Source organism: Peribacillus sp. FSL K6-5616, assembly GCF_038008245.1.
GTDB classification, from domain to species: domain Bacteria; phylum Bacillota; class Bacilli; order Bacillales; family DSM-1321; genus Peribacillus; species Peribacillus frigoritolerans.
In genome coordinates this window covers 3,470,582-3,484,458 of the sequence record NZ_JBBOYT010000001.1, presented here as the reverse complement: position 1 = coordinate 3,484,458, position 13,877 = coordinate 3,470,582, and the positions used below count along the sequence as shown (strand labels likewise).

Annotated in this window: 11 protein-coding genes; 9 read left to right on the top strand and 2 right to left on the bottom strand. The window is 44.1% G+C overall.

What is annotated here, in order from left to right; all coding sequences use genetic code 11:
* Nucleotides 1-12 precede the first annotated feature (12 nt).
* On the bottom strand, nt 13-516 hold the full coding sequence (gene ytrI, locus MHB45_RS16685) for a sporulation membrane protein YtrI (protein WP_048681104.1): 504 nt from the start codon (nt 514-516) through the stop codon (nt 13-15).
* Complete coding sequence (locus MHB45_RS16680; protein ID WP_034309135.1) at nt 513-848, bottom strand: YtrH family sporulation protein; 336 nt, start codon at nt 846-848, stop codon at nt 513-515. The genes ytrI and MHB45_RS16680 overlap by 4 nt, the downstream gene beginning before the upstream one ends.
* A 183-nt stretch (nt 849-1,031) precedes the next feature.
* Here MHB45_RS16680 and dnaE point away from each other — a divergent pair, with 183 nt between their 5' ends.
* The 9 genes from dnaE to aceB all read left to right on the top strand — a co-directional run bounded on the left by dnaE (nt 1,032) and on the right by aceB (nt 13,864).
* Entirely contained in the window at nt 1,032-4,391 is a 3,360-nt protein-coding gene (gene dnaE / locus MHB45_RS16675) for a DNA polymerase III subunit alpha (RefSeq protein WP_260088768.1), read from the top strand.
* A 113-nt stretch (nt 4,392-4,504) separates the two neighbouring features.
* Nucleotides 4,505-5,746: an NAD(P)-dependent malic enzyme gene (locus MHB45_RS16670; RefSeq protein ID WP_048681112.1), complete on the top strand. Its 1,242-nt coding sequence runs from the start codon at nt 4,505-4,507 to the stop codon at nt 5,744-5,746.
* Between the two features lie 5 nt (nt 5,747-5,751).
* Complete coding sequence (locus MHB45_RS16665) at nt 5,752-6,381, top strand: FadR/GntR family transcriptional regulator (protein WP_105718762.1); 630 nt, start codon at nt 5,752-5,754, stop codon at nt 6,379-6,381.
* 90 nt (nt 6,382-6,471) lie between these two features.
* Nucleotides 6,472-7,335 carry an acetyl-CoA carboxylase, carboxyltransferase subunit beta gene (gene accD / locus MHB45_RS16660; RefSeq protein WP_048681116.1) on the top strand — a complete coding sequence of 288 codons (864 nt, stop codon included), beginning with the start codon at nt 6,472-6,474 and terminating at the stop codon, nt 7,333-7,335.
* Entirely contained in the window at nt 7,332-8,333 is a 1,002-nt protein-coding gene (accA, locus tag MHB45_RS16655) for an acetyl-CoA carboxylase carboxyl transferase subunit alpha (RefSeq protein WP_053535914.1), read from the top strand. Before accD ends, accA begins: the two co-directional genes overlap by 4 nt.
* Nucleotides 8,334-8,611: 278 nt before the next feature.
* The gene (gene pfkA, locus MHB45_RS16650) at nt 8,612-9,571 is read left to right on the top strand and encodes a 6-phosphofructokinase (RefSeq protein WP_048681124.1); all 960 of its coding nucleotides are present in this window, start codon (nt 8,612-8,614) and stop codon (nt 9,569-9,571) included.
* A gap of 123 nt (nt 9,572-9,694) precedes the next feature.
* The gene (pyk, locus tag MHB45_RS16645) at nt 9,695-11,455 is read left to right on the top strand and encodes a pyruvate kinase (protein WP_063594385.1); all 1,761 of its coding nucleotides are present in this window, start codon (nt 9,695-9,697) and stop codon (nt 11,453-11,455) included.
* 81 nt (nt 11,456-11,536) lie between these two features.
* A complete protein-coding gene (locus tag MHB45_RS16640; protein WP_034309123.1) occupies nt 11,537-11,929 on the top strand; it encodes an FxsA family protein in 393 nt (130 codons plus the stop codon).
* Nucleotides 11,930-12,271: 342 nt separating this feature from the next.
* A complete protein-coding gene (gene aceB, locus MHB45_RS16635) occupies nt 12,272-13,864 on the top strand; it encodes a malate synthase A (RefSeq protein WP_161922280.1) in 1,593 nt (530 codons plus the stop codon).
* Nucleotides 13,865-13,877: the final 13 nt, after the last annotated feature.

The window sequence follows — 13,877 nt, the reverse complement described above, 5'->3', positions numbered from 1 at the left end:
ATTCACCCATCCTTAAGAAGTAGTCCTTTTTAGTTTGATTTCTATATTCATTTTCGTATAAAACATGATTTCAACGACTTCAAGTTGATAGCGCTTTTTATTGATGGTCACGATCTTATTTTCTATCGATTTTTTCAACAGCACCTTTCCGTCATAGACACTGGCGACATCTTTGGCGAGAAGAGAGGATAGGTCGTCCTCAATCACATCCTCGGCTTCAGCAATACTCAGCCGATCCAGACTGTATTTTTCATTCGTGATGGTAACTTCCACTTCCTGAATCGTCAGGATCTCCTCGTTTTTCTCGTTCAATTTTTTATAATCCTGCTCCCAAATTGCGATTTCCCCATTTAAATCCTTGATCTCTTCTCTTTGTTCGTGAAGGGTCCGGATCTGCTTCTCCTGCTGGACACCATGCATATAAAAGAAAATCACCCAGCTGATCAATCCGCCAAGTGCGGCCCCTGCAAAAAAACGCTGCCAGGTAGGAGTCCGGTGATAGGGAGGAATCCTCATGGTGAAATATGCTCCTGCGTGAACCAGTTGATGATCAGTGCTCCTGTCTGTGCCCCTCCAAGTGCAGATAGTATCAATAGGACCTGCTTGACTATATCCTTCGTTTCCCCGTGGAAAATACCGCGTTCAAAATTATAGACCATATCAAAGGTTCCCCCGATCGCAGCGACAATCGCCCAAATACGAAGGCTGTCCGACAGCCGGAATACAGTCGTCATCGGGGCTTGTCCTGTAAAAAAAGCGGCGAGGCCCCCGATTATCGAGCCGCCAAGCAATACGCCAAGCGATATGAAAAAGCTGTTGAGGAAGGCTGGAACAAAGGCTTCATTCATATATCATCATCCTTTTTTGCTTGATATTCTTCTATTCCATTTATATGGGATATTCAGAGGTATTATGATAGTCGCCGGAAATCAGGAAGTTAAATTGCATTGGTAATGAGAACATATTTTCTTTTTTTGAAATAAACACTATAATGAAAAGAAACATGCCTTACAAAGGTGGGAGAAAAAAACGTGTATACTCATCTCCATATTCAGAGCGGATACAGCCTGCTGACAAGTACGGTGAAGATCACTGAACTTGTGGCCAAAGCGAAAGCGGATGGCTGTACAAGTCTTGCCTTAACCGATCGAAATGTTATGTACGGTTCGGTCTATTTTTATAAAGAATGCAAGAAGCAGGGCATTAAGCCGATCATCGGCATACTTGCGGATGTCCTTGATGAACGGGAATCTCCACATGGACTTCTTTTATTGGCAAAGAGTCTGCAAGGATATCAAAACCTGCTTAAAATAAGCAGTGCCATAAAAACGAAATCCCCGTCAGGCATTCCAATGAATTGGCTTAAAGCCTATTCCGGGGGCTTGATTGCAATCACACCAGGTGCAGAGGGGCAAATAGAAACGCTATTGAGAGAAGAAAACCCTGAAGAAGCCAAACAGGCAGCAGGGCGATTTCTGCAAATTTTTGGTCATGATAACTTTTATGTATCCATACAGAGACTGTCGATTGCGGATGAGGAAAAAGGTAACGAAGCCATAAGTCAGTTGGCGAGAGATTTAGAGATAAAGATTGTCGCGACGAATCCAGTCTATTATTTGAACGAAAGCGATGCACTCGCTCATGAAGTCTTATTGGCAATCGGAAATGGCGACAAGCTTGCGGATGAGACGCATACGGTTCTTGATTCCGATCAATTTTATTTGAAAAGCCGTGCTCAGATGGCAGAACTATTCCATGACAGGCCGGATGCACTCGAAAATACACTGCATATTGCCGAGCAATGCAATCTGGACATTCCATTTCATCGTTCACTTCTGCCTAAGTACCCTACTGAGGATGGAGCCACAGCCGAGGAAATGCTCGAAGCCATCTGCTTCCAAGGGCTGAAGAAAAGAGTGCCGGAACCATCCATTCAATATGAAGAGCGCCTGCGATATGAATTGGATATCATCACCAAGATGAAATTCAGCGATTACTTTTTAATCGTTTGGGACTTCATGAAATTCGCTAAGGACCATCAAATCCTGACTGGTCCAGGAAGGGGGTCGGCCGCAGGGTCGATGGTCGCTTATGTGCTGTCGATCACGGATGTCGATCCAATCGAACATTCCTTGCTATTCGAGCGTTTCCTGAATCCGGAACGTGTCTCGATGCCCGATATCGACATTGACTTTCCGGATAACCGCCGTGAAGAAGTGATTGCCTATGTCGCGAAGAAGTACGGGGAACTTCATGTAGCACAGATCATTACATTCGGAACATTGGCTGCCAAGGCTGCGTTAAGGGACACAGGACGTGTTTTCGGACTGAATTCAAAGGAACAGGAAGCGGTATCGAAAATGATTCCAGGCCGTCTGGGCATCACGCTTCCCGAGGCTTTCAAGGAATCGAAAAGGCTTAGGGAATTCGTTAATGAGAGTGACCTGAATCAAAAACTATTTCAAACCGCGTTATTGCTTGAAGGGCTGCCTCGCCATGCTTCGACACATGCCGCCGGCGTCGTCATCAGTGACCAGGCACTGACCGAACATATACCGATTCAGGGAGGGCATGAGGGCATCCACCTGACTCAATATCCAATGGACCTTCTCGAAGAACTGGGACTTCTAAAAATGGATTTTCTTGGACTCCGCAATTTAACGCTCATCGATAATATTATAAATAACATTAAAAAGGGAACGGGGAAAAAGCTCGACTTGTCCCATATTCCGATGGATGACCCTGAGACGCTGGCCCTTTTAGGCAGAGGCGAAACAACCGGAGTGTTCCAATTTGAATCGGATGGCATCCGAAAGGTTTTGATCAAGCTGAAACCGAACCGATTCGAGGATATCGTCGCGGTCAATGCCCTATATCGTCCAGGTCCGATGGAAAATATACCGCTGTTCATCGAGCGAAAGCATGGACTTGCTCCGATTGATTACCTGCACGAGGATTTGAAGGATATCCTCGAGCCTACATACGGGGTCATCGTTTATCAAGAACAAATCATGCAAATCGCCTCCCGCTTAGCAGGGTTTTCATTAGGGGAGGCTGACCTGCTCCGACGTGCCGTTTCGAAGAAGAAGAAGGATGTTCTGGATCAAGAGCGGCAGCATTTCGTGAGCGGCGCATTGAAACAAGGATACTCCGAAAAAACGGCAGATGAGATTTATTCCTTGATTGTCCGCTTCGCTAACTATGGATTCAACCGAAGTCATGCGGTGGCGTATAGTTTCATCGCTTATCAGCTGGGTTACTTGAAAACCCACCATCCGGAATATTTCATGGCAGCACTTTTGACATCGGTTGTCGGGAATGATGAAAAGATTTCGCAATATATCCGAGAAGCAAAGAAGAAAGGGATAGCGGTTCTGCCCCCCTCGATTAACCGGAGCGGTTACCCGTTTTTACCGGAAAAGGAAGGGATCCGTTATAGCCTTGGAGCCATAAAAGGGATAGGCGGGACGGTCCTAAAAGATATCTTTGCTGCGAGGCGTCAGAAGAAGTTCGCTGATTTATTCGATTTCTGTTTGCGCGTTTCGGGGAAAATCGTAAATAGAAAAGTGTTGGAAGCGCTTGTCCATTCAGGTGCATTTGATGAATTCGGTGAAGACCGGGCAACATTGTTGGCGAGCTTGGACGTAGCGATCAATCATACGGAATTGGTTAATCCGGATGATGACCTATTCGATATGTTTTCGGATGGCGAGTTTTCACTCAAACCGAAATACCACCGGGTCGATCCTATCCCAATCGAGGACAAACTCTCGTTGGAAAAAAGCGCATTGGGGCTTTATCTATCGAATCATCCTGTGACAAGCTACAGAGAACTTTTTCAGCACTTCGGCTGTTTGACAATAGATGAAGCTATTAATAAAAAGGAATCGAAAGTCTTACTTGGCGCTTACATCACCTCGGTTAAAACCATAAGGACAAAAAAGGGCGATGTGATGGCTTTCTTGAGCGTCAGTGATGAAGAGGGGGATATTGAAGCGGTCGTTTTTCCAAATGTTTATAAAAACCACTCTGCCGACTTGAATCATGGACAACTCGTTATGCTGCAAGGGACATTGGAAGAGCGGGATGGAAAAACCCAGCTCCTGATCCGGAACGTGTACCCGCTTGAAAAAGTGAAGCAGATGAAAGAGGAAAAAAACGGAACGATATTCCTGAAAATTGAGGCTGGCAAGCAAACGAAGGATACACTGCAAAAAATAAAAAAAATTTTAATGCAGCATAGCGGTGAAACCAAGGTCATGCTTTTTTACGAGAGGGAAAACCGCTATGTACAGCTATCTTATTGGGATTGGGTCAATCCTACAGATAGATTGATGCAGGCATTATTTGACTTGGTGGGAAAAGGGAATGTGGTTTACAAGAAAGAATAACTGTTTTACAACTTTAATAGTTATGTTATATTGAAAACAGGCCGCTGTGGTCTGACCACTAGATTTCAGCATATAAGATAATGGGTTACCCAATTTGTTTTAGGAGTGAAACTATGACATTAAGAGAAGAAGCGTTACATATGCACCGCTTGAATCAAGGAAAATTAGAAACAGTTTCGAAAGTGCCGGTTAGGAACGCAGTAGATTTGAGCCTGGCTTATTCTCCTGGTGTCGCAGAACCGTGTAAAGATATTTACGATAAGCCGGAAACCGTTTATGACTATACAATGAAGGGGAATACTGTTGCCGTCATTTCTGATGGAACGGCTGTTTTGGGACTTGGAAACATCGGTCCGGAAGCTGCTATGCCGGTCATGGAAGGAAAAGCCGTTTTATTTAAAAGTTTCGCCGGAGTGGACGCTTTCCCGATTTGTTTAAAAACGACGGATGTGGACAAAATTGTAGAGACCGTTAAATTACTCGAACCGACTTTCGGTGGAGTGAACTTAGAAGACATAGCCGCACCAAATTGTTTTGAAATTGAAGAACGACTCAAGAAAGAAATGAATATTCCTGTTTTCCATGATGATCAGCACGGTACAGCCATTGTTACTGTTGCCGGTCTTGTGAACGCGTTACGACTGGTGAATAAATCAATGTCAGAAATTAAAGTGGTAGCGAATGGCGCAGGCGCTGCGGGCATTGCCATCATTAAATTGCTTTATAGCTATGGAGTTCGCGACATCATCATGTGTGATACGAAGGGTGCCATTTATGAGGGCCGTTCGACAGGTATGAATGATACAAAAGAACAAGTGGCGAAAGTGACCAATCGAAATAAGGTTTCAGGACCTTTGGAATCTGTCATTGAAAACGCTGATGTATTTATAGGTGTTTCTGCCGCAGGTGCATTGACAAAAGAAATGGTTTCTTCGATGAATCGGGATGCGATCATTTTCGCGATGGCTAATCCAGATCCGGAAATCATGCCGGAAGATGCAAAAGCAGCGGGTGCCAAGGTTGTTGGAACTGGCCGTTCGGATTTCCCGAATCAGGTCAATAACGTCCTTGCTTTCCCAGGGATTTTCCGTGGTGCCTTGGATGTACGTGCGACTCATATCAATGAAAAAATGAAGGTCGCTGCAGTAAAAGCCATTGCTGGATTAATACAGGAGCATGAGTTGAACGAAGACTACGTGATCCCTGCTCCATTTGATGAGAGGGTGGCACCTGCCGTTGCGGCTGCTGTTGCCAAGGCAGCGATGGAAACTGGAGTAGCTAGAATCAATGTAGATCCAGAGGTAATTAAAGAAAAAACAAAGAAATTAGCGATCATTGGAAAAAGTGAGGAATAATTAATTTGGCAGGTCGTACTTCTTCATCCAAAATTTATCTCGATGTCGTTGAGAGCCTACGTAGCATGATTGAAGCGGACAGCCTCCTGCCGGGAGATAAAATCCCATCAGAACGGGAGTTATCGGATCGTTTTAATGTTGGGCGTTCCTCTGTCCGTGAAGCATTGCGTGCCTTAGAGCTATTAGGTTTAATAGAAACAAGGCGTGGTGAAGGGACGTTTATTAGGGATTTCCAGGAGCATAAGCTAGTCGAGCTTCTGGGAACCTTTTTTTTGCAAGATAAAAAAGTACAAGAAGATTTGGCTGAGACGAAAAGGCTGATTGAAATTGACTGTTTGCGGATCGTCGCTTTTTTCGCTACGGCTGAGGATATCAAAAGATTAATGGCCTGGGTCAAAGCGGATAAGTTTCATGATGATGATTTCTTTTTAAGAATTGCCATTATGAATCGCAATCGATTGCTGGAAAGAATTTGGCGCATTGTCAACAGCTATGCTAGAACATCAGAGATGGTACAGGGTAATGTGAAAAAAGAAGATTATCTGGCACTTCTTACATATTTGCTCGAACGTGATGAAGAAAAAGCCATCGAAACGTATCTTATTAGAATTAGAAATATGTCGAAGGGCGAATGACACCTTTTTACACGATACTAATTTTATTTCTGATATAGTTTGTACCAAGTATCATAAAATAGATAATTGGTGGTAAAGGGAGGATTAAGCTTGCTTAAAGAGCTATTTGCGAAGTCTAAGAAGAAATATGCAACGGTTCCTTTTGATCGGGAGAAACAAGATGTACCAGAAGGAATCATGACAAAGTGCACCGGCTGTAAAAAAATCATGTATACAAAAGAATTGGTGAAAAATAAGAAAGTCTGTCTGCATTGCGGGTACCATCATCCGATGTCTTCCCATGAGCGCATCGAATTTTTATTCGACGAAGGCACTTTTAATGAATTTGATAAAGAAATGATTTCCGTTAACCCGCTTGATTTTCCGGATTACTTGGAAAAATTGGAAAAAGATAGAAAGAAAGCCAAGATTAATGAGGCGGTTGTCACAGGAGTCGGAAGCATCAATGGGTACCAAGTTTCAACTGCCATCATGGATTCGAATTTCCGGATGGGAAGCATGGGATCCGTTGTTGGCGAAAAAATTACCCGTGCCATTGAACGTGCTGGTGAATTGAAGATTCCGTTCATCATATTTACGGCATCAGGCGGCGCCCGGATGCAGGAGGGTGTTTTGAGCTTGATGCAGATGGCAAAGACAAGTGCAGCACTCAAGATATTCAGCAATGAAGGCGGACTGATCATATCAATGATGACCCATCCTACCACAGGCGGGGTTTCGGCAAGTTTCGCGTCACTTGGCGATATTAATTTAGCCGAACCTGGAGCCCTTATTGGATTTGCGGGACGAAGAATCATTGAGCAGACGATTCGTGAAGAGCTTCCTGAAGATTTCCAAACGGCTGAATTCTTGTTGAAGCACGGTCAATTGGATGCGGTCGTCAAACGTACGGAAATGAAGGAAACCTTGACGACGATCCTTAAAATCCATGCCCCGGGCGGTGAGTGGTTATGATTTACGAATTAGAGTTCGAGCGTCCCATTACGGACCTGAGAAATAAAATTAAAGAGCTAAAGACAATTTCGAAGGATGCTGATGTAGACCTTACAGCAGAAATCGAAACATTGGAAAAGCGTTTAGAGAAGCTGGAAGTGGATATCTACAACCATCTTAAACCATGGGATCGAGTTCAGATTGCCCGGCATCCAGCCCGTCCGACGACGCTTGATTACATTCCGCTGTTATTCAATGACTTCATCGAGTTTCATGGTGATCGTTATTATGGGGATGATGAAGCGATTGTTTCTGGAATCGCAGAATTTAATGGACTTGCCGTGACTGTCATCGGTCATCAACGCGGGAAGGATACGAAGGAAAACATCCGTCGTAACTTCGGCATGCCTCATCCTGAAGGCTATCGAAAAGCTTTGCGTCTGATGAAACAGGCTGAAAAATTCAACAGGCCGATTATTTGTTTCATTGATACGAAGGGAGCTTTCCCTGGTAAAGCTGCTGAAGAGCGCGGGCAAAGTGAAGCCATTGCGAAAAACCTTTTCGAAATGGCAGGGCTGAAGGTGCCGGTCATCAGTATTGTCATAGGTGAAGGCGGAAGCGGCGGTGCATTGGCACTTGGCGTCGGAGACCGAATTTTCATGCTTGAGAACTCAACATATTCCGTGATTTCCCCTGAAGGGGCTGCAGCCTTGCTGTGGAAGGATGCCTCTCAGGCTAAGAGGGCTGCGGAAACGATGAAAATCACGGCTCCCGACTTAAACCGCTTAGGAGTCATCGATGAGATCATTCCTGAAGTGAGGGGCGGCGCCCATCGGGATTCGAATTTACAGGCAGAAGCCATCAAGGAAATCCTGAAACGTTCATTCAATGAACTGTTGCCATTGAATAGTGATGATCTTATCAACCAGCGTTATATGAAATTCAAGAAAATCGGTGAATATGAATTTGCAAAACAACAACCTGAGGGCGAACCTAAGGAAGTGGAACAGCATTCATAAACACATTTTGGAAAAGGAAAAACGTGCTGCCTGGGGCAACACGTTTTTTCATCCTTTCATTCGCGCATATGTATTCATTACCGAAACGAGTAAAGAATATGGTTTGTGTGTAGAATGTAAAGTTTCACACCATTTTACTTCAATTTCTGAAGAGAATCGGTTAGGCTTATAACATCAAGTATGCATAAGTGAGACAGTTACTGCTTATTGAAGCTTGAAAAAGGGTACAATGATATAGCGAAGCTTAAAATGATTAGTGCTGTAGAGAGGTGACATTTATGAAAAGAATAGGTGTATTGACAAGTGGAGGAGATTCTCCAGGAATGAATGCGGCAGTCCGAGCAGTTGTCCGGAAAGCAATTTTTCATGAAATGGAGGTCTTCGGTATTTATCATGGCTATCAGGGTCTGATAAATGGCAATATAAAGAAGCTTGAACTTGGGTCGGTCGGGGATATCATTCATAGAGGCGGCACGATGTTACATACTGCTCGCTGTCCGGAATTTAAGACGGAGGAAGGCCAGCTGAAAGCGATTGAACAATTGAATAAACATGGTATCGAGGGCATTGTCATAATTGGTGGCGATGGTTCTTACCGCGGGGCGAGAGCTTTAACGGAAAGGGGTTTCCCTTGTATCGGGGTTCCTGGAACGATTGATAATGACATACCGGGTACGGACTTTACGATTGGTTTCGATACGGCCCTGAATACAGTCATCGATGCTATCGATAAAATTCGGGATACGGCTACTTCTCATGAAAGGACTTATGTGGTTGAAGTGATGGGAAGAGATGCCGGCGATATTGCGCTTTGGGCTGGATTGGCTGGCGGAGCTGAAACGATTCTTTGTCCTGAATATGAATATGAGATAGATGATTTGATTGGAAAGCTGAACCGCGGACATGACCGAGGGAAAAAGCACAGTATCATCATAGTAGCCGAAGGTGTTGGAAGTGCCGTTGATATCTCCAGGAGTATTGAGGCGAAAGCAGGAATTGAAACCCGTGTAACTGTCCTGGGCCATGTTCAGCGCGGAGGATCTCCCTCTGCAAATGACCGGGTATTGGCAAGCCGGCTTGGGGCAAGAGCCGTTGAATTGCTTCTTGAAGGAAAAGGGGGCAGGGCTGTCGGAATCGAACAAAATCAACTTGTTGATTATGATATCATCGAAGCTCTTGCCAAACCGCATACAATTGACAAGAAAATGTATGAATTATCCGCTGAGCTATCCATTTAATCATTATTGACCGATTGGAATCGCTTTTTAGTAATGGGTATTTAAAAGAAGACATAAAACACTGCGCCCCTTGTCTTCAAGAAGTGGACAGGCGGCGAGTTTTCCTTAAAGGAGGATGACACTATGCGTAAAACCAAGATTGTTTGTACGATTGGCCCCGCAAGTGAAAGTATAGAAAAACTGGTTCAATTAATAGAGGCGGGAATGAATGTAGCACGGCTTAACTTTTCTCATGGAAATCATGAAGAACACGCCGCTAGAATCCGCAATATCAGAGAAGCGAGCGAAAAAACGGGTAAACAGGTTGCCATCCTGTTGGATACAAAAGGACCTGAAATACGGACAAATAATATGGAAAATGATTCTATGGAGCTTGTAGCCGGCAATGAAGTCATTATTTCCATGAATGAAGTCCTGGGAACACCTGAAAAATTCTCCATTACCTATGAAGGGCTTCTGCATGATGTTCACCTAGGATCTAAAATCCTTTTGGATGATGGATTGATCGGGCTTGAAGTGTTGAAGATTGATGAGGTCAGAAAAGAAATCCATACGAAAATCTTGAATAGCGGTACACTTAAGAACAAAAAAGGCGTCAATGTTCCAGGAGTTTCGGTTAACCTGCCCGGCATAACGGAGAAAGATGAACAGGATATCCTTTTTGGGATCGAACAGGGTATCGACTTCATTGCTGCCTCATTTGTACGCAGGGCTTCCGATGTGCTTGAAATAAGTGAATTATTGCAGCAAAATGGTGCGGAACATATTCAAATCATCCCTAAAATCGAAAATCAAGAGGGCGTGGACCGTCTTGATGAGATCTTGGAAGTTTCAGATGGCTTGATGGTGGCACGTGGAGACTTGGGAGTGGAAATTCCTGCAGAAGAAGTGCCATTAGTCCAAAAACAAATGATCAAAAAATGTAATAATGCCGGGAAACCAGTCATAACGGCTACACAAATGCTCGATTCGATGCAGCGTAATCCAAGGCCGACCCGTGCAGAAGCAAGTGACGTGGCCAATGCCATATTTGATGGAACGGATGCAATCATGCTTTCTGGCGAAACAGCTGCTGGAACCTACCCTGTCGAAGCGGTGCAAACGATGCATAACATTGCTTCACGTGCTGAAACTGCCCTTGATTATCGGGATATATTATCAGTCAGAAGCAAAGTGAACCGTCATAATGTCACGGATGCTATTGGTCAATCCGTTGCCCACACTGCGCTTAATCTTAATGCCGGGGCAATCATCACGCCTACAGAAAGCGGTCATACGGCAAGGATGATTTCCAAATACCGCCCTAAAGCACCGATCATTGCGGTTACATCCAATGATCATGTTTCAAGAAGGCTTGCTTTGGCATGGGGAGTCTATCCGCAGATTGGTCCAAAAGCGACGACTACCGATGAAATGCTTCAAACCGCAATAGATGAAAGCCTGCATTCTGGCTTGGTTTCCCATGGGGATTTAGTCGTCATTACAGCCGGTGTGCCTGTAGGTGAAACAGGTACGACTAACTTGATGAAAATTCATGTGTTAGGAGAGGTTCTTTTGAAGGCTCAAGGAATCGGCAGGAAATCAGCGAAAGGTGAAGTGGTTATCGCTAAGAATGCCAAGGAAGCTTTGGAAAAAGTGAAGGAAGGCTCTGTATTGGTTACAATCGGTTCTGACCGCGAAATGATGCCGGCAATTGAAAAGTGTGCGGCATTGATTACGGAAGAAGGTGGTTTGACAAGCCATGCAGCTGTTGTAGGAGTCACATTGGGCATACCGGTCATCGTTGGGGCGGAGGACGCAACCAAGGTTTTCACGGATGGTCAAAGAATAACGGTCGATGCAGGTCGTGGAGTCATTTATGATGGACATGCAAACGTTCTGTAAAACGAAATTTTGGCTGATTCCCTGCCAATGAGGTAAGATGGATGTACCGCACCAGAAATGGGCTGTGCAGGAGGAATGAAGATGAAATATTTTTTAATGTTTATCATTGCGATGCCGGTCGTTGAAATAATTGTCCTTTTGCTGTCAGGCAATCTGATTGGTTTTTGGCCAACACTGTTCCTGATTGTAGCCACAGGTTTGATCGGAGCCTATTTGGCTAAACGGCAAGGGATGGAAACGTGGAAAAAGGCACAGGAACAGATTCGTTACGGAATGATGCCAGGAAATGAAATCATTGATGGAATCTGTATCTTTATCGGAGCTGCACTGTTGCTGTCCCCTGGGCTCATCTCGGATATCATGGGATTGATCCTTGTGTTTCCGCCAACCCGGAATCTCCTCAAACCGATTGTTATCCGGTTTATCATGAACAGGATGAATAAAGGGAAAGTTACCATTATTCGGCATAAATAAATATAAGGCTGTCTAAAGGCGTAAGCTTTTAGGCAGCCTTTTTGGTCTTTGAAAAAGATCCGCAACAGCATCCCGTTTTTTTATGGGGTGCTTTTTTGCTTTACAAATGGCTCCCTGTTTCACCATTGAATGATGATTCCCACGAGAATGAAATGTGTATAATAACAGGATTTTTAAATGATTAACCCTTGGAAACATTGGTAAATAAGGCTTTTCCAAATTTTTTTAGATTTTTTAGAAAAAACTGGTGACAAATTTATACAACGTGTTATATAATACAAACAGGAAATAAAACATCTGTATTATAACATAAAAGAGTTGGAAAGGATGTGGAGAGGCAACATGATTACGGAAGCAAAAGGCTTACAGATTACAGGCAACATTAAGCCAGGATATGAACAAATACTTACAACGGAAGCTCTTCAATTCATCGAAAGAATGGAACGGCATTTTAGTGGAAGAAGGGCAGAACTTCTAGAACGGCGGAAAAGCGTTCAGGAAGAACTGAATCAAGGCAAGCTTCCTGATTTCCTTGTAGAAACGAAGCATATTCGTGAAAGTGATTGGACGATTGCGCACCTCCCGAATGATTTGCAGGATCGCAGGGTTGAAATCACTGGACCTGTTGATCGTAAAATGATCATAAATGCCATGAACTCAGGTGCCAATGTATTCATGGCGGACTTTGAAGATGCCAATTCACCCACTTGGGAGAATTGCATCGATGGCCAATTGAATCTGCGCGATGCAATCCGCGGAACCATATCATTTAAAAATCCAAATGGCAAAGTGTATGAATTAAATGAAAGAACAGCTGTGCTAAAGGTAAGGCCACGCGGCTGGCATTTGGAGGAAAAACATGTCCTTTTGGATGGACAGCCTATATCAGCCAGCATTTTTGACTTTGGACTGTACTTTTACCACAACGCAAAAGCATTGGTCGAAAAACAAAGCGGTCCATACTTTTACTTACCGAAAATGGAAAGCCATCTCGAAGCTAGATTATGGAATGAAATATTCGTATATGCCCAGAACGATTTGAGAATCCCGCAAGGAACCATCAAGGCAACGGTCTTGATAGAAACAATTCTTGCTGCATTCGAAATGGACGAAATTCTGTACGAGCTGAAAGAACATTCGGCAGGCCTGAACTGTGGCCGCTGGGATTATATCTTTAGTTTCCTGAAAAAATTCCGTAACTCGGATGATGTCATTTTCCCAGATCGGCAGCAGGTCACGATGACCGTCCCGAACATGAGGGCGTATTCCTTACTGGCAATCAAAACATGTCACAGCCGTAATGCTCCTGCAATTGGCGGGATGGCCGCGCAAATTCCCGTTAAAAATGACCCGGTTAAGAACGATGAGGCTTTTGCGAAAGTTAAGGCAGATAAAGAACGCGAAGCAAGAGACGGTCATGATGGAACATGGGTTGCCCACCCAGGTATGGTAAGCACGGCAAAAGAGGTTTTTGACCTGCTCGTCCCAAAACCGAATCAAATTTTCCGGAAACGGGAAGATGTCCATGTAACAGCACAAGAGTTGCTGGCTGTACCGGAAGGAACGATCACAGAGGCAGGCTTAAGGACGAATATTAATGTAGGCATCCAATATATCGCCTCATGGTTAAGCGGCAGAGGTGCGGCACCTATCAATAACTTAATGGAAGATGCTGCAACCGCTGAAATTTCAAGGGCTCAAGTCTGGCAATGGATCCGTCATCCAAAAGGCATTCTCGAAGATGGCAGGAAAATAACCGAGGAATTATTCCATCAAATCAAAGAAGAAGAATTGGCGGTCATTAAATCGGAAGTAGGGGAAGAAACTTTCAAATCAGGAAAGTTTGAAGAGTCTACTAAACTATTTGAACAATTGATTGAAGCCGATGACTTTGCAGATTTCTTAACTAGCGCGGCATACGAAAAATTATCTTAATATTCAAAAAAAT